Consider the following 21,461-nt stretch of genomic DNA (forward strand, 5'->3'; position numbering starts at 1 on the left):
TTAAGAAATGAAAAAATATTATGAAAGTCTGGATGTAGGGAAATTTATAGCTGCTCTTATGGTTATTTCCATACATACCGATCCGGTGGGAATGTTCAAAGGAACCATGATATTTGATGCTTGGAAGGTAATTACCGATCTGGCGGTTCCTTTTTTCTTTTTGTGTACAGGTTTTTTTGTTGGGCGAAGCATTGACAAGACGGGCATATCGTCAATTTGGAAAAGAGCAGTTTCCTTTGCTAAGATCTATACGATTTGGACTGCTGTTTATTTACCGCTTACTGTTTACAGTTATATTATTCATAAAAATGGTATAGCCAATGATCTGTTTTGCTTTTTTAGAGGCTTTTTGGTATGGGGGAATCATGATTGGTCCTGGCAATTGTGGTATTTGTTGTGTGCGGTGTACAGCCTGATTTTTATATTCATCCTTAAAAGGCTTAATGTAAATTATAAGGTTATTTGGGGAATTGTCATAGCACTCTACATTATCGGAAGCATATTGACGTATATGGTTGAAGGGGGAATGACTTATTTTCCTAAAGCCAAAGTAATAGCAATTCTAATCAAAAAGACTATTGGAAGCGGACGTATGCTCACAGGTCCATTATGTTTATGGATTGGAATAAATGCAAATAAGATTAAGAAAATTCAAAGGGGATACCTTCTTGGTATCATTATAATAGGAATTGTAGCAAGTGTTATTACCAATAGCTTCTGTGCAACTATAATGAGTCCGATTGTAGTAACTGCTATCTTCTTTTCACTGATAGATCTGCCTGTTGTAAATGGCATGCAGAAAATGTGTTTTAGAACTGCGAGCTCATATATTTATTATATTCATATGTATTTTGTTTTTCTTACCAATTATGTTATGAAGTTGCCTGGGGCACCGAGATTTGCACTTACTACATTGCTGACGGTTGCTGTGACATATGCATTTATTGGTGTAAAGAACATTATCGGTGATAATAGGTGAGTTGGAGGATGGAATGAAAAAATCTGAAAAAATTGCATTGGGAATTATTATTTTGATTGCGGCACTGTTGGTGATAATACTTGGAGGCAAAAAGGTAAATTATCATTGTGACGAGATATGGACATATGGTCTATCTAATAATCAGGGAGGAATCAATCCTTCTTTTGATAGAGGCGTTGAATATAGCGGCATGGGACCCTTCAAGAGTTTTACCATGGTGCAGGACGGCGAAGGCTTTCATTATGCCAACACCTGGGAGAATCAGGCCAAGGATGTTCATCCTCCGCTTTATTATCTCTTTATCCATACAGTTTGTTCTGTGTTTAGGGGGAGCTTTAGTAAGTGGTATGGAATAGGCGTGAATATGTTCTGGATGATTCTTACCATTATCGGATTATATCTGCTTATAAAGGAACTTACCGAAAGCGTTGTGGCAACGACAGGAGCGGTTATTGCATATGTTTCTTCGGTTGTATTTTTGGACACCATGCTTCTTATCAGAATGTATGCTCAGTTCACTTTCTTTGTGGTATTGCTTATGCTTCTGTTTAAGAAAAACTGGGATAAGAAGCCGGAGAAGAGCTTTTTGATCAACCTTGGAGTTACGCTGGTTCTTGGTATGCTGTCACATTATTATTTCCTTCTTATAGCATTCTTTATGTGCCTTGCTTATGGTATCAAGCTGATTATGGCTAAGGATGGGAAGAGCGTAAGAAATTATATTATTGCGCTGGCCGTTTCCGGATTAGTTTATGGTATTACCTGGTATCATATTCTGGCTCATATATTTAATGGTTACAGAGGAAAAGAGGCTATTTCCAAGGCTACGAGTCTTGGGGGACTTATTTCCGGAATCACAGGAATGGTCTCAATTCTTAACAGTGAGGCTTTTGCAGGAATCGGAATTGTTTTTGTTTTGATCGGTCTATGCTATGTTGTTGTGAGAGTATGGAAGAAGCAGCAGGTGTTTTCTTATGCATTCATCATGTTTTTGTGTGGATTGTTCTATATTGTAGTGGTAGGAAAAATCTGTCCAAAGATAACGACAAGATATATCATGCCTGTAGGCTGGATATTCATTGTTTCTGCTTATCTGTCAGTTCGTTATCTTTTGCAGGAATTTAAGACCGGAAAGGCAGCAGAATATATTGTGATCTCTGCGTTTTGCATTATCAGTATATTCAATCTTTCTACAAGAAATTTCACTGTTCCTATGGACTATGCCGACAAGAATCAGATGGCTGCAGTGGAAACGGCAGCAGGGAAAAAGGCTGTTGTTTATGTGGATCTTGATTGGAAGATCCTATATGATTTTGTGATTCTACAGAATACTGACGGATATATTTTTATAGATGAAAAGAATGCGCAGTCGGTAATGGATTCTCAGACAGATGACTATATTCTTATCGTCAATCTGGAAGAGGGAAGAGAAGACGTTGTAGGCGGATTGGACAGTCAATTGTTGTATGACGATGGAATGAATTATTATTATTTAGTACATGCAAATAAGAGGTAAGTTAATTTGAGTTTAAGCAGTTTGACATTTTTGGGTATATATTTTCCGATTCTGCTGATTGTATACTACAATCCTTTTTGGCGGAGTAATACTATTAGAAAAGCTGTTCTTTTCTGTGCAAGTCTTGGCTTATACATAATATGTGAACCGATTTATTTTTTTCTGCTTATAGGGCTGATACTGATCAATTACCTTTTGGTAAAAATCAGCGATAAAACTTCAAAAGATTTTTATCGTGTCCTTGCGATTTTGGTGGATTCAGGAGTATTGCTGTTTTTTAAGTACATTAATAAGGTACTTTCTTATGCAATTATACATAAAGATATATCGGAAATCGTATTTCCAATAGGACTTTCTTATTTTAGCTTTAAGGCAATTTCATATGTGGTTGATAGCAAGCAAAATAAAGAAGGGACTTTTTTTGATGCTGTTATTTACATTTCCAACTTTTTGACAATTGTCTCTGGTCCGATTTCCACTTATCAGGATGAACTTCCAATGATTCGAGTAAGAAAAGAAGCATCTTGGGACACTGTATATGGCGGAATAGAGCGGTTGGTGAGTGGACTGGCAAAGAAGGTTATTATTGCCGATAGTTTGAGCTATCTCGTAAGGAATGTTTTTTCAGCATCCGATCCCAGTTGTGTTATGGCATGGGCCGGTGCAGTTGCATATACCTTCCAGCTGTTTTTTGATTTTTCAGGGTATACAGACATGGCCATTGGCATAGGACTATTGTTTGGATTTAAGTTACCTGAGAATTTCAATTATCCATATATGGCTTCATCTATATCTGAATTCTGGAAAAGATGGCATATGTCACTTACAAAATGGTTCACCAGATATATATACATCCCGCTTGGAGGATCCAGAGTAAAAACGGTAGCACGTCATATTTTTAACCTTATGGTTGTTTGGTTTGTTACTGCAATTTGGCATGGTTCAAATATAACGTTTGTTTTATGGGCGCTAATATATTTTGTATTACAGACAATTGAGAAATATACCGGATTGGCTAAATTTGTTAATAAGCTTCATATCGGACATGTATATACTATGGTTGTAGTTATTGTTGACTGGGTGATTTTCAGGTCTGCGAGCGTAGGAGAGGCATTGTACTTTATTAAGACAATGTTTATGTTAAGGGGAAATGCATTTATTGAAGCAAATGACCTACAGACTATATCATATTATACTATTCCGTTATTGCTCGGAGTTGTTTTGTCGACCAATATCGGTGTTAAGATACGAGACAAATTATATAAGAATAATATGACGCGCGGCGTCTATTTATTTGCTATGTTTGGGATGTACCTTCTCTGTATGATAATTACAATTAGTCAGGGATACTCAGCTCCATTATATGCAGGATTTTAATTAGGAGATATTACAAATATGAAAAACAGAGGAAGCAGGCTATTTGTGCTGACCTATATTGCTTTTACCTTCGCACTTTTTGCATCATTAATAGTTGCAAAAGTTTCTTACAAAAAGACAAGCGAAGCCAAGTTGATTTCCGCAAGAAGCTCAAATGTAGTCGAGATTAATTGGGAAGAATTGTATCCTTATGATACGTTGGTAGATGAACTTTCTTCAGGAGTTGAAAAAAAAGAAAGATCAAAACCGGATAAGTTCAAAAACAGATTATTAAAACTTAGCAAGGTGGGTAATGAATGGGCTGGCTTTACATTTTTTTATGACGATATTTCAAAGCTTGGATATGCTGCCACTGCCTTTTTAAAGGATCCTTCAGTAGGCACTATTTATGTGAAAAATCGGAATGGGTATGTAACTTATGCCAGATCAAAGAAGCTATCCTTGGATGAAGCGAGAGAAGATGTTGTGGTGTATGCTTCATTACAGGAATACCTTACTGATAAGGGAATAGATTTTCTGTATTTTAGTGCACCATCGAAAGTATGCAGGTTTGATGATCAATTATCAGACGGTGTAATATGTTATGACAATGATAATATTGATACATATCTGGAAGCAATGAAGTTGTATGGAATTCAGTATGTTGATCTGAGAGACAATATTCACGCTGATGATATGGATCATTATGCTATGTATTTCAAAACAGATCATCATTGGACAGCTGAAACCGGACTTTGGGTGGCGTCACAAATGGCAAAAGAATTAAATGAAAGATATGGGTATTCCCTGACAGATGCTAAGAAACTTGGAGAATACGAGACTCTATCATTTCCAAAAGCAGAGTTTGGCGCTCAGGGCGAAACTGTGACACACGTATTGGTTAAGCCTGAGGACTTTACCATACCATTTCCAAAGTTTGATACTGATTACAGACTAGTCATTCCTAATAAGGGTGTTGATGAAAGGGGCTCATTTGAAGAACTCTTTGTTGATCAGGACGGGATTAAGGATATCGCAAATCAGGGCGGGGGAGCTGCTTATGGTAAAGTGCTTTATGGAAATCCTCCTTATGTTGCAATAACAAATTATAACAACCCGAATGGACCTAAAGTATTCATGATAAGGGATTCGTATGCAAGTGTTGTTGCACCATATTTTGCTGCATCCTGTTCAGAACTTGTATTAATTGATACAAGAATTGAAAACGGTAATTTTACAGGAAGCATAATAAACTGTATTAATCAATTTAATCCGGATATTGTTATTACCTGCCAGTGTGATCCTCAGAAGATAAGACTGAATAAATGAACTTTCAGCGGGCTCTTGATAAGTGGAAAACATATTTGCAAATATAGGATATAGGTATTCATTAGTGCGGATATATTTATTATTTAAAGAAATGTCGATTGTTTACATACAGGGGCAAATATATTAAAATATTGAATGATATTCTCATAAACGGAAATTGTTTATTGGAGATATAATTTTGAATTCAAAGAAATGGAGTAATAAGTTATGGCATTATTAAAAGAGTGGCGTGACAAAGCTTATTCTGAGACCGCTAACAAGGGCGATCTTCAGAGATTATGGACAGATTATTTTCAGAAGGAGAAGGACGTATACGCAGAGCTTCTCAAGAACCCTGACGAGGTAGTTAAGGGAACAGTTAAGGAGCTTGCTGACAAGTTTGGTCTTGATATCATGACAATGACAGGTTTCCTTGACGGTATCAACGACAGCTTGAAGGAGCCCAATCCTATCGACGATATGACAGAGGATACAGAGGTTAACCTTGGCTTTGACAAGGAACTTCTTTACAAGAACATGGTCAACGCAGGTGCTGATTGGCTCTATAACCTTGAGGAGTGGAACGACATCTTTGATGAGGACAAGAGAAAGGCTCTCTACAAAGAGGAGAAGGCTTCTCACACCGTAAGAAAAGAGAACAAGGTATATCCCAACGATCCCTGCCCTTGCGGAAGCGGCAAGAAGTACAAGAAGTGCCACGGCAAAAACGCATAATTAATTTGAATATAGGCCAATAACGGCTTATAGAAATATATTTTTATATTGCTCTACCCGGTAGGTATTGCAAAGAAAGGATAAGAAATGACAAAAGAAGAATTTTTAGAGGTTTATCGTCATTCAATGGCGCATATCCTCGCAAAGGCGGTGATCGAGCTGTACGGTAAGGAAGTACAATATGCCATCGGACCACAGATCGATGATGGATGCTACTACGATTTCGTACTTCCTAAGGCAGTAACTCAGGATGATTTCAAGACCATTGAAGACAAGATGCGCGAGATCATCAAGAGAAGAGAGGATTGGACACGTAAAGAGGTTTCAAAGTCGGAAGCACTTGAAATGTTCAAGGATCAGAAGTTCAAGACAGAACTTATCAATGATCTTCCCGAGAATGAGACTATCACTGTTTACTACACAGGTGATGATTATGTTGATCTCTGCAGAGGACCTCACGTTGAGAACTCTCAGGAGCTTATGAATGTATCTTACCAGGTAAGAAGCATTTCCGGAGCTTATTGGAGAGGTGATGAGAAGAGAGATCAGCTTTCAAGAATTTATCTCTATGCTTTCCCCAGCAAGGATGAGCTCAAGCAGCACATCAAGATGATCCAGGAAGCATTGGAGAGAGACCACAAGAAGATTGGTGCTGCTCTGGACCTGTTCATGTTTGACGAGACAGCTCCCGGAATGCCTTACTGGCTTCCAAGAGGCTGGAAGATGTACCAGGCTCTTCTTAAGTACTCAAGAGAGGTACAGGAGAGACACGGCTATACAGAGATCGCAGCTCCTCTTGTTAACAACAAGAAGCTCTGGCTTATCAGTGGCCACTGGGCACACTATGTAAACAACATGTTCATGGTTCCCGGCATTTCAGGCTGGGTTAAGGCTGATGCTGAGATCCCCGGCGTCCTTGAGAATATCAATGATGCCACAGAGGTTCCTACAAACGTTAAGATCCAGGCAGGCTCCGTTATCTACAACCGTGAGCTTGACGATACAATGGCTGCTAAGCCTATGAACTGTCCTAACGCTATGATGACCTATAAGAGAACCAATCACTCTTATAAGGAACTTCCTATCCGTTACAGTGAGTACGATGTACTTCATCGTAAGGAGAAGTCAGGACAGATGAATGGTCTTTTCCGTGTTCAGGAGTTCAGACAGGATGATGACCATACCTTCGTAATGGAGTCACAGATCAAGGAAGAGATTGCCGATGTAATCGCAATCGCTGATGAGATCTATTCAACCTTTGGTGTAACCTACAGAGCTGAGTTCTCAACAAGACCTGAGGACTTCATGGGTGATATTGAGGTTTGGAACAGAGCCGAGGCTGCTCTCAAGGAGATTCTTGATGAGAAGTACGGCGAGGGCGGATATGAGATCAACGAAGGCGACGGAGCTTTCTACGGTCCCAAGATTGACCTTCAGATCAAGGATGCTCTTGGAAGAGAGTGGCAGTGCGGAACAGTACAGCTTGACTTCCAGCTTCCTCATAACTTCGGCCTTACATACCAGGCTCAGGATGGTTCAATGCAGATGCCTGTAGTTATTCACAGAGCTATCTACGGATCACTTGAGAGATTTATCGGTATCATCATCGAGAACTTCAAGGGCGTATTCCCCTTCTGGCTCAGCCCTTATCAGGTAGGTATCGTTCCTATCCGTGTTGAGCACAACGAGTATGCCAAGAAGGTTGAGAAGGCTCTTATGGATGCCGGCGTTCGTGTTGAGGCAGATTACTCTGACAACAACATGAAGGAGAAGATCAAGAAGTACAAGAACTACAAGGATCCTTATATCCTTGTTATCGGTGATAAGGAAGCTGCAGAGGGAACTGTTTCTATCAATGTTCGCGGTTCCAACAAGCAGATCCAGAACGTTCCTCTTGAAGGTCTTGTTGCAATGTGCAAGAAGATGAACGAGGAGCATAGCTTAGAGCTTATAGACAGCTACGAGGCATAATTTTCAAACAGTGTAGGCACAGTGCCTTTGGTACTGTGCCTATTTCTAAGTAATTATTTCTAACTATTTGTAGGTCCCGGAGGAAGTATGAGTAAGATCAGTAAGTTGGGTAAGATCAGATTTTTCGTAGTGGCTTTGGCAGTGGTGATTCTGGCTTTTTTTTCATCTTTAAGTTACCAGGGAGTAATCAGAGCCAATGCGGAGACTGAACTTAAAACGGCCACATCCTGCAGTTTTATCGTGCCCGGAGAATTTGTTCCCGGTTCTGAAAAGGGACTATTTATCAATAAGAATTATCCCATGGAATCTTCTTCCATAAAATTCAGTTATTATGACAATGAAAAAGACAAGATTCTGACCAACAGAGAAAAGGCAGCGGTTATTGCTTCCGGCGAGATGGAGATCATTGACGAATCTCTTAATCTTACCAAGGAGATATACCAGGAGACCATGTCCGCAGCCTATGATAATGAATATCAGCAGAAGGTTGGTTTTGAAGTGGAATCTTTTGAAAAGATAAAAGTAGACGGTTATCCCGGATTTAAGATAGTTTCTAGTTATCAGCCCGCTGATGAAGAGGTGATTCACCAGACGGTGTACATGCTGATCTCAAAGTACCGAATGTTCACTGTGACTTATCAGAGAGCTGAAGATGATGATTGTGAGGATGCGTTCGAAGAGAGTGCGGGAACACTTTCTATTAAGTAACCAGTAGAAAGAAGCTCTTTATTATCGGAGAATTGTTATGAATTTTGTTTTGCTGTTCGTATTAGCTGTGTCAATTTGGAAAATGTGCCCAAGAGAAAGAAAAACGGAAGATTACATGGGTATAAAGCAGACTTCTGCGATAAACGGCATATTTGTGCTACTTGTTTTCCTTAGGCATTTTGGACAGTATATCGAATATGGGAAGTATGATCAGATATTTCATGCTTTGGATAATGAACTTGGGCAAGTGATAGTCACTACATTTTTATTATATTCAGGTTATGGAATGATGTATTCCATGATAAATAAAAAGAATTATGTTAATACTATTCCAAAAAGGTTTGTAAGAATTTTGTTACAGTTTGATTGTGCAATAGTACTTTTTGTGGTGGCAAATGCTATTCTTGGTAAAAAGTATGGTTTTGCTGATACTTTGTTGGCTTTTACCGGTTGGGAATCAATAGGCAATAGTAACTGGTATATTTTTGCGGTGCTATGTCTTTATATTATTACTTTTATTGCGGGTAAACTATGCAAAGAGAAATACCTTATGCTTATTCTTTCTGTATGTCTTGGATGCTTTGTCAATATTATACTGATGAAAATTGGCGGTAAGCCAAGATATTGTTATGATACAATTTTCTGTTTTCCGGTAGGTATGTTATATGCTTTATACTTTGACAAGCTTAATTCCCTTCTGCGAAAGCGCAAAGTATATCCTGCTGTAGCTACTATGCTCATGTTTTTTATATGTGTTTTTGCACATCTGGCGCAGAAGAAGTTACAGGTACCATTTGTGAATCTGGTATTTGTGGAAATTAAGAATATTACTTTTGCTTTGACTATTGTCGGAGTGACAATGATGTTTGCTATAGGTAATCCCATATTGTCATGGCTTGGAAAATATGTTTTTGAAATATATATATTGCAAAGAATACCTATGATGCTTTTGAAAAATGTAGTTGAGAATAAGTATGTGTATTTTGTTGTGTGTTTTGTTATTACTATCGTTTTGTCTATTGTATTTAAGAAGGCTGAAAGATTATTTAGCAGCCTTGTCTTGAATAAATCCGTATAAGGATAGATTTGTTCTGAAAAGCATTAGGCGTATTTGCTCTTTAGGACTTACATGCTTGGCAAGAGCTTTTGATGCTTTGCAGAAGCCTTTATATTGTTTCTTGTTCTCAGACTTGCCGGCTTTGTTTTTGAGCTGTCTATTTGCCCAAATAAGTCGTCTTGTACCATCGCCAAACCTATATAGGGCGGCGTCGTAGTAACCGTTTTCAATTAAATATGGCAACGAGTCTAATCTGGTTTGACTGCCAAGTAAAAGGTTTTCTGATGGATTTGATCTAATAATGCTACAAGATGATAAAGTTTGTTCATAAACAACATCTTTTAATATATAAACAGTATTTGCCCGTGACAGAATTGTTGTTAGAAGATAATCATCTTCAGAGCTTTTGAGTTCAGGAAAGCGTAGATCTTTCCATATGTTTTTTCTGAAAAGTTTTCCGGTTACGGTAACTACGATATTTTGATGAACTACACGGAGTAGCCCTAAAAAGGTTTTGATGTCTGCTTCTTTGTTCTGATAGCTTTCTGGCAGGACATTTATTGAAGCAAGTTTACCGTCATCAGAATAAACAGAAATAGGCCCTACACAGTAACCTGCTGTTGTTTCTTCAAGAGCAGTCATCATTTTATAGAGTGCGCCTGGAGCAATTGAGTCATCACTGTCCAGAAAATAGATATAATCGCCTTTGCAGCAATCTAGAGCGCGGTTTCTGGAGTAGGATACTCCGTGATTGTCGTGGTGAAGGACCACAATATTATTATAGTTACGGGCATACTGATTGCATATTTCCAGTGAGCTATCAGAGCTTCCGTCATCGACCAGAATAATTTCTGTCTCAACGTTTTCTTGATTCAACACACTTTCAATGCATTTATGTATATATTTTTCTCTGTTGTAAATAGGTATGATAATAGATATTAGTTTGTTTTGCATTTTATACCCTTAACTAAAATACTCTTCTTGCGGCATTATATAAAGGAATACTGAACCTAAAAAGCATAAATCTAACACGGTTTTTCATGCCGGTATGGGATTCAAGCTGTTTTGATAGAGTACAGTACTCTTTGTATTGGCGATGGAATTCATGCTTTTCTGTTTCTATTGAAAGAAATCTTTTATTATCCAAGAGTCTTCTTGTGCCATCACCAAATCTAAATAAAGCAACTCTGTAATACGATTTTGAAATCAGGTATTTGATAGATTTAATGATCGTGTTGGTGGAGTACAGTTTTTTACCGGCAGAAGCACTTCTGATGAGGCTCTCGCCGGACATAGTCTGATGATATATGATTTTGTCTAATATATAGATTCGATTTGTTTTTTCAAGTATATCGGATAAGATATTATCATCTTCCGAAATTGGCATGTCAGGTAGGCGGAGATTGTTCCATATTTCTCTTTTGAAAAGCTTTCCCCAAAGGACTATGATCAGAAAGCTATTGACATCCACCATAATATCCCAAGCACGTTTTTCGTCGATTATCATGTTTGAAAAATCGGGAGGTATATTGTTTTCTAAGATGCATGTTCCGTCTTCCAAATATTGGTCAAAGTTTCCAATGCAATAGTCGGCATCATTTTCTACAAGAGCAGTCTGAAGACTGATTAAGGCATCTTCTGTAATGATATCATCACTATCAACAAAAAAAATATAATTGCCCTTGGCTACATCCAAACCACAGTTTCGAGAATATGATGCACCATGGTTAGTATTGTGAATTACTTTTATATTTGAATGTTCTTTTGCGTATTTATCACAGATCTCAGGAGATTGATCGGTGCTTCCGTCGTCAATTAGAATGATCTCGGTGTTAACCTCTTTTTGAGCAAGTACACTACAAATGCATCTATCAAGATATTTTTCTCTGTTATAGACCGGTATGATCACCGAAATAAGATTATCTTCCATAATTCCCTCTAAAACTATGTATTCATTTCCCTCAAAATATTAACATAAGCCTTGATGTGGCGCAATTTGATTTTGTTGTAACCACTTCCAAAACTAAATTGTCAAAAATCACCAAATTTACTTCAGTATTTTCTCTGTAAACGCTTTCATTTATTCGTTGTAATTCCCCGCTGAAACTTTTATTATAGTATATGCTTACAATTCTGAATTAATTTATCAGAACCGGATAAGCATTATCTTAAAATTTTTAACATCAAAGGGAGGAAAAAAGTTGGGGAAGAAATTTAATATCGGAATGGGTTTAGTGATGGCCGGATTTATGGCTACCACAACATTTTTTGCAGCACCTTCTGTAGAGGTTAGTGCTGCCAAGGCTCAGACTGTTATCACCGAATGCGGTGGATGGATGGAGTCAGCTTACGTAGAGTGGGCAGTAGGCAACGCCGATGGCTATAATGTCTACGTTAACGGAGGATCCGGAGACGTTCAGCTTGACGATGAGCTTATAAGATTATACTCCGATGGCAAGGGCGGCAAGTATTACAGAGCCGATGCTCTCGGACTTAAGGCAGGAAATTATACATTTACCGTTGTGCCTGTAGAAAATGGCAAGGCTCAGACAGGAGCTAAATCATCACAGGTTCAGGTTAGCAGCCATGACCGCAGCGGCTTTGGCTTTGTGAATGGCACCAGCAGCGGAGCTTATAATAACGATGGAACACTTAAAAGCAATGCAGTTGTTCTCTATATCACAGAGGAGACCAAGGACAGTGTATCTCTTGATGTTGTTACAAACGCCAAGGGAGCTACAACCAATGCCAATGGACTTCAGAACATTCTGAATAATTATAAAAAGGGCTATGACTCACGTCCTCTTGATGTGAGATTTGTTGGACAGATCACTGATTTCGCTACTTCGGAAGGTGGCGATATCTGCATCAGCGGAAGCGGCGACAGTAAGAGACTTTCCTGCGGTATTACCTTCGAGGGCGTAGGAGAGGATGCCACAGCTGATGGCTGGGGACTTAGAATTAAGAATGCTTCAAATGTTGAAGTCAGAAACCTCGGATTTATGAACTGTAACAGCGATGAGGGTGATGATATTGGACTTCAGCAGAGCAATGATCACGTTTGGGTTCATAACTGTGATCTTTTCTATGGACTTGCAGGTGGTGATGCTGACCAGGCTAAGGGCGACGGCGCACTTGATACCAAGAAGTCTACTTTTGTAACACATTCCTACAATCATTTCTATGATACAGGTAAGAGCAATCTTCAGGGAATGAAGAGCGAGTCTACTACTAACTACATCACTTACCACCACAACTGGTATGATCACTCAGATTCAAGACATCCTCGTATCAGAACCTGCTCTGTTCATATTTACAATAACTTCTATGACGGCAATGCCAAGTATGGTGCAGGCGTAACCATGGGTGCATCTGCATTTGTTGAGGGTAACTACTTCAGAAACTGCAAATATCCTATGCTTATCTCCATGCAGGGTTCCGATGTCATCGCTGACTGGGCGACTCTTAAGAGAGATGAGAAGAATATGGGAACCTTCTCAAGCGAGGATGGCGGTATCATCAAGAGCTATAACAACTACATTACAGGTGCCAAGAGCTATGTTACTTATCAGCAGAATAAGACTGAGTTCGATGCATATGAAGTAACAAGTGCGACTGCCAAGGTACCTGCAGAAGTTAAGGCATACAAGGGCGGTTCAAGCTATAACAACTTCGATACATCCAACATCATGTACTCATACAAGGCTGATTCACCTCAGGCAGCAAAAGAGAAGGTTGAGAAATTAGCCGGAAGAGAAAACGGCGGCGACTTCAAGTGGGAGTTCAATGATTCCGTTGACGATGCAGACTACGGTGTAAACAAGGCTCTCAAGGCTAAACTTAACTCCTACAAGACAAATCTCATTTCTGTAGGCGGCAAGGGCGTAAAGAGCGATGACTCAGGAAGTGAAGCATCTTCCGGTGGTTCCAGCGATTCTTCAGGAGATGCATCAACCAGCGACAGCGGAAGTGACGCTTCCAGTGAGGCTTCTTCAGAAGTAGTGATAGAAGTACCTTCCGATACAACAGGCAAATATGTTCACAACTTTACAGCAACAGGTCTTAAGGATGATTTCTTTACTATAACAGGAAGCCTTGCAACCAATAAGGGAAGTGTTAAATATGATGGCAAGAACCTCACACAGTGCCTTAAGATTGAGTCCAAGACCCAAATTAAGTTCACAGCTCCTGCAGAAGGAAAACTTACACTTGTATTTGGTGACAAGGATTCTTCAATCAAGCTTGACGGCAAGGACTTCAAGGATACAAGTAGTGTAATGGTACTTGATATCACCAAGGGAGCACATGAGCTTACCAAGAAGGATGTCGAGAATCTCTTCTATATGGTATTTGAGACAGCTTCAGCAAACGGCAACACAGGAGATGATGAGGACAAGCCCGGTGAGGGCAGCTCTGAGGCATCCTCAGAAGCTTCTTCCGAGGCAGCAGGTGAGGCATCCTCAGAGGCAGCATCAGAAGCTTCCTCAGAGTCCGGATCAGAAGCTTCATCTGAGGCATCTTCAGAAGAGGTAGTTCCTACACCTGAACCTGTTTCAGGCCAGTGGAAGACCAAATGGGGTGCAAGATACTATGTTTACGCAGACGGAACCTATGCAAAGGGGCTGGTAAATATTGACGGCAAGTACTATTTCTTCAGAGAGAGCAACAACCTGGCAGTAGCTTCATTTGAATACTTCCCTGAGGGCATTAGATATTTTGACGGCACAGGAGCAATGGTTACAGGCTTCTTTAACAAGTATTCTGCAACTTTCTATGCCAAGGAAGACGGACTTCTTGCAACAGGCAAGACCACTATTGATGGTAAGACCTACTTCTTTGATGTATCAGGAAGAATGGTTAAGTCCAACTGGCAGGAAATCGATGGCAATAAGTACTTCTTCAAGGCAGACGGAACTATGGCTACCGGTAAGATCAAAATCTGGGGCTGGACCTATGAATTTGATGAGAACGGAGTACTTCAGAACTAAGATATAATAATGCAAAAGATAATGAGCCGTGGCTGTGATCTTCACAGCTGCGGCTCATGCATATTCAAGAGAATTCTCTTTAGCTTTTTCCACTACCTTTTCTACAAACATATGGGCATGCATAAAATCCTGTCTGTCGGGATGTGATGCGGCCTCATCGAAATATCCGAGAAATTGGTCTATTCGGGCGTCATCACATTTTCCCTTGTAGGATTCATATTTTTGCCTTATCTCAATTGGCATTTTACCCTGACAGAAGAAGGAACCAAGGAATCGGTTACTGTCAGGGAGCCATACTCTGGCGTTTTGCTCCAGGGACTCATAGTAGCGGCTGCCGGCTCCCATTCCGCAGGTCCCAAACAGAGCCACATTTCTGCAGTACAGGGAGGACAGAAGGTCTATGATCTCGAGAGAGCAGGATCCGCGGTTGGCCCAGAACCCCACAATGTAGGTCTCAGCATCGGTCTCTCCGTGCCAGGAGCGGACATCCACCAGCTTTTTTTCCTTGGAGGATACAGGCAGGGAATTATAGATTTCTTCTGCCAGCATCTGCGTATTTCCGGTCTGACTGGCATATATTACAAGGTATTTCAGCATATGTGTCCTCAGCGTTTTTTGAAGAGTCCCGTGATCTTTCTTCTTATACTCAGATACCGTTCGTTTTCCTTATAACGTCTTGTGATATTTTTGGAAAAAAGTCGGAAGTAACAGTAGATGAGCAGTACTATCGCAATATAATAAAAAAAACTAAGCGGCGCGGCAATGACAGACAAAAGGAAACATAAAAAAGCTCCAAAAAGTAAAAATCTCGTCAGCATATCGGTACCGTAGGAACCGTAGCGCCCTTGGAATAACCTGATAAAAAACTGTCTCATAGCCATCTCCTATAGGCAGAATCGGGATGTTGCCATCTACCGACATGATAATTGTAGATTTCATGGGCATAAAATGCAATGAAGTTGCAATAAACTATAATTAAAAAACCGTGAAGGTTGATAAAATATTGCAATGTAAATATAATGTAATGTGGATTTACAGGCAGAGAAATCGCCTGTCAGACAAATAATTTTTCGATACTTTTTACAGGTATCCCGGAGGAATGTATGCATATTATTATTGTGGGCTGCGGAAATGTGGGGCAGGCTCTTACACAGCAGCTTAGCAAGGAAGGCCATAACATCACTGTAATTGAGGAAAAGAGCAGTGTTGTTCAGAATGTGGTTAACAGTTATGACGTAATGGGCATCGTTGGCAACGGCGCCAGCTATTCCATTATGAATGATGCAGGCATCGAGAAAGCTGATCTTATGATAGCCGTTACCGATTCCGATGAGCTCAATCTTCTTTGCTGTCTTATTGCCAAGAAAGCCGGTAACTGCCACACTATTGCCAGAGTTCGCAATCCCATATATAAGAAAGAGATCAACTTCATCAAGGAGGAGCTTGGTCTTTCCATGGTAATCAACCCGGAAGAGGCTGCTGCGTCTGAAGCAGAGCGCCTTCTGAAATTCCCTTCCGCCACCAAGATTGAGACCTTTGCAAGAGGAAGGGCGGAGCTTGTCAAAGTTATCATTGATGCCAAGTCAAGGCTCTGCGATCTGGCGCTTAAGGATTTTCCCGCAGATCTCAAAAAACAGGTCATTGTTGCGGCAGTTTCAAGAGGTAACGAGGTCTATATCCCCGATGGTAACTTTATATTAAGGGATCAGGACGAGATCACTATCCTGGGTTCAAGTAAGAATACACTGGGATTTTTCAAGAAGCTGGGACTTCCCACCGCCAAGGTTCATTCCACAATCATCATCGGAGGCGGAGAGACAGCCTACTACCTTGCCAAGCAGCTGCTTAACTTCGGTATCAAGGTTACTATTTTCGATAAGGACGCGACAAGGTGCAAAGAGCTGTCAGAACTCCTTCCACAGGCCCTTATCATCAACGGAGACGGAACAGACAAGGATATGCTCCTGGAAGAAGGCGTGACCAGTGTCGAGTCCTTTGTTTCCCTCACAAACCTTGATGAGGAGAACATCATGCTCTCAATGTATGTTAAGAGCATCAACCCCAAGGCTAAGCTTATTACCAAGGTTCACAGGGTTAATTACGGCGACATTATAGGCTCTCTTGGAATCGGCAGTATTATCTATCCCAAGAACATCACCGCTGACAGAATTGTCCAGTTCGTAAGAGGAATGTCAGCTTCAGCGGACAGCAATATCGAGACTCTCTACAAGCTAAATGACGGAAGAGTCGAAGCTCTTGAATTTATAGTTAAGGCGGGAAGCCCTGTTATAGGTGTTCCCTTAAGTCAGCTGTCACTTAGAAAAGGCATTCTTATTGCCTGCATCAGCCACTACGGCGAGATCATATCCCCCAGTGGTGAGAGCATCATAAGAGCCGGAGATTCCGTAATCGTAGTAACAATGCTTACGGGCCTTAAAGACATAAATGATATACTGGAGAACCGATAAATGAATTACTCAATGATAAGATACGTACTATTCAGACTGCTGCGAACTTTGGGACTGCTATTGGCGCTGCCCTTTGCGGTTGCCCTTATTTACGGTGAGTATGACAGTGCCAAGGCCTTTTTTGTCCTTATTCTGAGTTGTCTGGTAATAGGATATGTGGGATCTGTAAAAAAGCCTTCCAATACCGTTATTTATGCTAAAGAAGGTTTTGCCATTACAGCCGTTGCCTGGATCGGAATAAGTGTGCTTGGAGCTGTTCCGTTCGTAATGACAGGGGTTATTCCCAATTTCATAGATGCCATGTTTGAGACGGTATCAGGCTTTACCACGACGGGAGGAAGTATTCTTACTTCTGTGGACGGAATGGAGAGGAGCGTTCAGTTCTGGAGAACCTTCACTCACTGGGTAGGAGGTATGGGAGTTCTGGTATTCCTTCTTGCCGTAGTGCCCATGGCAGACGGCTACAGCATGCACCTTATGAGGGCGGAGAGCCCGGGACCGGTTGTTGGTAAGATTGTTCCCAAGGTTAAGGACACAGCCAAGATTCTCTATCTGATTTACTTTGGCATTACCATCCTTGAGATCACCTGCTTATTCATCTCGGGACTTCCTTTATATGATGCGATAACAATTACTTTTTCAACGGTTGGAACCGGAGGATTTGCCGTTACCAATTCCGGAATAGGTGGATATCCGATTGTCAGCCAGGCCATAATAATTGTGTTTATGGCTATGTGCGGTGTCAATTTTACCGTGTACTATTTCCTTCTTAACAGAAAGCCCAAGGAAGCCTTTTCAATCGATGAGGTCAAGTACTACTTTGGCACAATGTTTGTAGCGGCTCTTCTCATAGCTATAAATATATACAGAGCGGGAGTTCTGCAAAATGCAGGATTATCTTTCCATCATGCGCTGTTTGCGGTGACATCGGTTATGACCACGACAGGTTTTGGAACCCTGGATTTTGATAAGTGGCCGACTTTTTCCAAGATGATACTGTGCATCCTGTCTCTGGTCGGTGCCTGCGCAGGCTCCACCGGCGGTGGTTTCAAGTTCTCAAGAGCTCTTATCGTGATCAGAAATGCCAGAAATGAGCTGAACTTTATAGTTCATCCCAAGGCCATCAAGAGAGTATATATGGACGGACATACTGTTGAGGGCACCACGGTCAAGTCGGTTTCCGCATACCTTGGCATCTACGTTATTACATTCATAGTATCAACCCTTGTTGTGGCACTTGATAACTTTGATTTTCAGACTACGGTAACTTCGGTTGCCGCAACCTTGAACAACATAGGACCCGGTCTTGGTATGGTTGGTCCAATGGGAAATTATTCAGAGTTCTCCTACCTTTCCAAGCTTGTCCTAATGTTTGATATGCTGGCAGGAAGACTTGAGCTGTTACCTATTTTAATCGTAATTAAGCCTAAGACTTGGAGAAAATAAAAAATAATTCCATTGCATACAATTATAAAAAAAGTATAAACATTTATAAAATTTTATAAACTTTTTTTAAAAAACCCATTGAAAATTGTGTCCAAATTGTGATAAACTTGTTTCAGTTTTGTGAAAGACTTGCATTTTTACTTCAAAATACAGTTTAGGTGGGTTTGATATTATGACAAAGACAAGAGTGTACAAGATATCGCTCTTTGTCGCTGTGATCCTGATGTGTACCTGCTTTACGGCAGCCCTCTTCAAGTTCGGATACATGGAGGGAGGAGTCGGTGCAGCTCAGGACGTTCCGGAGGAGAATGGAAACTCCCTGGCAAGTTTTGTTGTTTCTACAGATGACGATCCTATAGCCGGAGGCGAACAGACACTCAATGAGGAAGGCATTTTGAATGAAAGGGGAAGGCTTACTCAGAGAGTTACGATCTATGATGAGAGCGGTACCTTACCGATCAGTGGCACAGTGACTAAGTCCCAGGATGCATTTTATCCCGGAACATATGAGCTTACATTCAGCAGAAATGCTATTTTGAACGACAAGGCAACAGTCCAGGTCAAGATGGACGTGGAGGAAGGCCAGCCGGTATATATTCTTACCGGCAACAAGGAGAAGGGATACAGAGAGGTGGCTGTGACCACAGCTGACAGCAACAAGTGCGTATCCTTCGAGACTCAGCTCCTTCAGAACTACACATTGTCAACGACCGATATTTCCGGCGCCCAGGAGGCAATGGCAAGACACAGAGAGAGCTAAGCTAAACCGAATAACAGACAACGTATCAGATGTATAACAAGAAGATGAACGGGGTAAAAGAAGTAGAAGCAGTATTTGAGTCTGCCAAGTCTTTTACCTCGTTTTTTGTTGTAGAAAAGCAGCAGTATAAAGGCCGGAAATGAAAGATATTCCGTGCCCAGATTGCTTATAAACAGATAGCCCCCAAGTAGTGAGAGAACACCGAAATCCCTAAGAAGGTAAAAAATGACAATCAGCGTAACTCCCCACCAGCGGTAGTCGGTGTGTAAACGCTGCGCCAGATATGCGCATCCAGCGGCAAGCGCTCCTGAGAGAATAAGGCTTATGAAATTGATGTTGCCGTCAACCGTTGCAAGGTTCATGTCCATGGGATCAGATAAGGGCAGTATACGGCCGAATCGGGTCTGTATCGTTTCGATGCCCCATATTACAAGTAATCCTATAAGAAGGGTAAAATAGACGTTCTGGTGCGAAATAAGTATATCAGAGTTGGCTGTAAGGACTTTAATTATGTTGAAATCGTATTTGTCTGCCTTGGCGTAGAGAGTCAGGTCAAAAAAAGGCTCCGATATTATTCCAAACAGCAGAAGGTTCAAGGCGTATTTAAGCCTGCTCTTGGTGTGAAAAAAGCCTTCCACAATAAGGAAACAGAAGATGGGAAAAGCGGTTCTGCCGATTCCCCTAAGAATCTTGTAGATGAGATTAAGCTCGTGATTTGTAAGACCACCCGCGTACAGGCCGTCCCTTATCATTGGCAGCATAATGCCTGCGGTTGCGTGGTCTATCAGCATTGTAAAGCATGCTATCAGTTTCAGGAGATTGCCGTTTAGTTTCTTTGGAATGGAAATAGGCATGGTAACGATCTTCCTTTACGGATTATTTTGGTAGATAAGGCCAAAAGAAAAGGCCATGACAGAAATGATAACTGTCATGACCTATTTTAAACTATTTTAGATGGTAATGCATTATTCAAAGATGATGTTTTCCCAAGAGTCTTCGGGGATAAGTGAGATGTAAGTCTTACCTGTGTTGATGGCAAGCTCCTCACCGTTCTCGTCGTAGTACTTGGTAACGCCTGTCTCGCTGCTCTTAACCCAGGTGATATCCTTGGCAATACCGCCAGTGAGATACCATGCATTTTTGCCTGAATCGATGCAGTTGTAAATAAGATATCCGTTCTCATCAAGCTGGTTGAAAGAACACTTCTGAAGGATTACATTCTTGAAAGCAAGAGGTGCGCCGTCCTCGGCATCCTCGTGACGCTCGCCGTACTCATAATATTCATATAAGCCTGTCTCAGTGTTGTATACAAGCTGTGAGCCGTTGTGAGAGAAAGGAAGTATTGCCTTGTAAGCCTGATAATATCTTGAGTACTTCTCATCGAGCTTGACCTCTGTACCGTAAGGAACGAAGTTAAAGTGGCTGCCTTCGTTGGCATATTCTGTATAAGTAGCGGAGATACCGAATCTGTCGATGCAGGATTCCATATCACCCTTTAAGATATACTCTGTAAACTCTCTTGCCTTGCCGTTGTTAACTCTTGAGAAGTAACCTGAGATGTGATCCTTGGCCCAAGGGTTGGCAAAGTATGCATCGTTGTGATAAGGGCCACCGTCATGGCAAAGGATCGCGTTCCACTCTGAAGCAAGAAGGATGTTGGTGGGACGTGTTGATCTGATACTTCCGAGCTGCTCGATGCTGCCCCAGTCCTTAACAACACACATAAGTCTTGTGATGCGGTCGTTCTTGGTGCTGTTCATAAGCTCATATACAACGTCTGCCTCTGATGTTCCGTAGTGAGGAAGAGCTGTAATCTCATTATCAACCATTGCTGCGATGGGACGCTGGTCCTTGAGCTCCTCGCTGATAGGCTCGCCTGTAAGCTCTGAGAAGTACATTCCCTCGGGAAGTACATAGGCCTCTGCCTCTTCGGCAGCGGGCTCCTCAGTGGTCGCCTCAGCAGTAGCCTCTGTTGTATTCTGTGACTCAATCTGCTCAAAAGATACACCTACCGCACCGGTATCCTCTCCGGCATTTTCGCCCTCGGAACCGCAAGCTGCAACAGATAATAATGTAATGGAACACATTGCGATAGCAATAGCTTTCTTTGCATATTTTCTAATATACATTTTCATAATCTCCTTTAAAATAAATCATTATTACCATTCT

Annotated in this window: 17 protein-coding genes; 12 read left to right on the forward strand and 5 right to left on the reverse strand. The window is 41.0% G+C overall.

Going from position 1 to position 21,461, the window contains the following annotated elements; all coding sequences use genetic code 11:
- The first annotated feature begins 7 nt into the window (after positions 1–7).
- From G588_RS0113695 to G588_RS0113730, 8 genes are all read left to right on the forward strand, one after another.
- On the forward strand, positions 8–979 hold the full coding sequence (locus G588_RS0113695) for an acyltransferase family protein (protein WP_022779304.1): 972 nt from the start codon (positions 8–10) through the stop codon (positions 977–979).
- Between the two features lie 13 nt (positions 980–992).
- Positions 993–2,495, forward strand: a complete 1,503-nt coding sequence (locus G588_RS0113700) for a glycosyltransferase family 39 protein (protein WP_022779305.1) — start codon at positions 993–995, stop codon at positions 2,493–2,495.
- A 6-nt stretch (positions 2,496–2,501) separates the two neighbouring features.
- Entirely contained in the window at positions 2,502–3,872 is a 1,371-nt protein-coding gene (locus tag G588_RS20335; protein WP_022779306.1) for an MBOAT family O-acyltransferase, read from the forward strand.
- Positions 3,873–3,890: 18 nt separating this feature from the next.
- Positions 3,891–5,180: a DHHW family protein gene (locus G588_RS0113710; RefSeq protein ID WP_022779307.1), complete on the forward strand. Its 1,290-nt coding sequence runs from the start codon at positions 3,891–3,893 to the stop codon at positions 5,178–5,180.
- A 207-nt stretch (positions 5,181–5,387) separates the two neighbouring features.
- Complete coding sequence (locus G588_RS0113715; protein WP_022779308.1) at positions 5,388–5,894, forward strand: SEC-C metal-binding domain-containing protein; 507 nt, start codon at positions 5,388–5,390, stop codon at positions 5,892–5,894.
- Between the two features lie 87 nt (positions 5,895–5,981).
- Positions 5,982–7,865 (forward strand): threonine--tRNA ligase, encoded by a 1,884-nt coding sequence (locus tag G588_RS0113720; RefSeq protein ID WP_022779309.1) that lies wholly within the window; start codon positions 5,982–5,984, stop codon positions 7,863–7,865.
- A gap of 87 nt (positions 7,866–7,952) precedes the next feature.
- Complete coding sequence (locus G588_RS0113725; protein ID WP_022779310.1) at positions 7,953–8,573, forward strand: hypothetical protein; 621 nt, start codon at positions 7,953–7,955, stop codon at positions 8,571–8,573.
- A gap of 37 nt (positions 8,574–8,610) precedes the next feature.
- Positions 8,611–9,651 (forward strand): acyltransferase family protein, encoded by a 1,041-nt coding sequence (locus G588_RS0113730; protein WP_022779311.1) that lies wholly within the window; start codon positions 8,611–8,613, stop codon positions 9,649–9,651.
- On the opposite strand, the gene G588_RS21700 is transcribed toward G588_RS0113730, so the two are convergent.
- The gene (locus G588_RS21700; RefSeq protein ID WP_022779312.1) at positions 9,616–10,584 is read right to left on the reverse strand and encodes a glycosyltransferase family 2 protein; all 969 of its coding nucleotides are present in this window, start codon (positions 10,582–10,584) and stop codon (positions 9,616–9,618) included. The two genes, G588_RS0113730 and G588_RS21700, sit on opposite strands and share 36 nt — an antisense overlap.
- A gap of 13 nt (positions 10,585–10,597) precedes the next feature.
- On the reverse strand, positions 10,598–11,560 hold the full coding sequence (locus G588_RS0113740; RefSeq protein WP_022779313.1) for a glycosyltransferase family 2 protein: 963 nt from the start codon (positions 11,558–11,560) through the stop codon (positions 10,598–10,600).
- 271 nt (positions 11,561–11,831) lie between these two features.
- Between G588_RS0113740 and G588_RS20345 the strand changes: the two genes are divergently transcribed.
- Complete coding sequence (locus G588_RS20345; protein ID WP_022779314.1) at positions 11,832–14,618, forward strand: pectate lyase family protein; 2,787 nt, start codon at positions 11,832–11,834, stop codon at positions 14,616–14,618.
- Positions 14,619–14,672: 54 nt separating this feature from the next.
- Here the strand turns inward: G588_RS20345 and bilS are convergent, their stop codons facing one another.
- Positions 14,673–15,215, reverse strand: a complete 543-nt coding sequence (bilS, locus tag G588_RS0113750; RefSeq protein ID WP_022779315.1) for a flavodoxin family protein BilS — start codon at positions 15,213–15,215, stop codon at positions 14,673–14,675.
- Positions 15,216–15,721: 506 nt separating this feature from the next.
- Here bilS and trkA point away from each other — a divergent pair.
- The 3 genes from trkA to G588_RS0113770 all read left to right on the forward strand — a co-directional run bounded on the left by trkA (position 15,722) and on the right by G588_RS0113770 (position 19,292).
- The gene (gene trkA, locus G588_RS0113760; protein ID WP_022779317.1) at positions 15,722–17,086 is read left to right on the forward strand and encodes a Trk system potassium transporter TrkA; all 1,365 of its coding nucleotides are present in this window, start codon (positions 15,722–15,724) and stop codon (positions 17,084–17,086) included.
- Complete coding sequence (locus G588_RS0113765; protein ID WP_022779318.1) at positions 17,087–18,532, forward strand: TrkH family potassium uptake protein; 1,446 nt, start codon at positions 17,087–17,089, stop codon at positions 18,530–18,532.
- A 172-nt stretch (positions 18,533–18,704) separates the two neighbouring features.
- Positions 18,705–19,292, forward strand: a complete 588-nt coding sequence (locus G588_RS0113770) for a hypothetical protein (RefSeq protein ID WP_022779319.1) — start codon at positions 18,705–18,707, stop codon at positions 19,290–19,292.
- Here G588_RS0113770 and G588_RS0113775 read toward each other — a convergent pair.
- Together G588_RS0113775 and G588_RS0113780 are read right to left on the reverse strand one after the other, a co-directional pair.
- A complete protein-coding gene (locus G588_RS0113775) occupies positions 19,289–20,146 on the reverse strand; it encodes a TraX family protein (RefSeq protein WP_022779320.1) in 858 nt (285 codons plus the stop codon). The two genes, G588_RS0113770 and G588_RS0113775, sit on opposite strands and share 4 nt — an antisense overlap.
- Positions 20,147–20,257: 111 nt before the next feature.
- Complete coding sequence (locus G588_RS0113780; RefSeq protein WP_022779321.1) at positions 20,258–21,421, reverse strand: DUF3048 domain-containing protein; 1,164 nt, start codon at positions 21,419–21,421, stop codon at positions 20,258–20,260.
- Between the last annotated feature and the right edge of the window lie 40 nt (positions 21,422–21,461).

It is taken from the genome of Butyrivibrio sp. AE3009, from assembly GCF_000420845.1.
Lineage (GTDB): Bacteria > Bacillota > Clostridia > Lachnospirales > Lachnospiraceae > Butyrivibrio.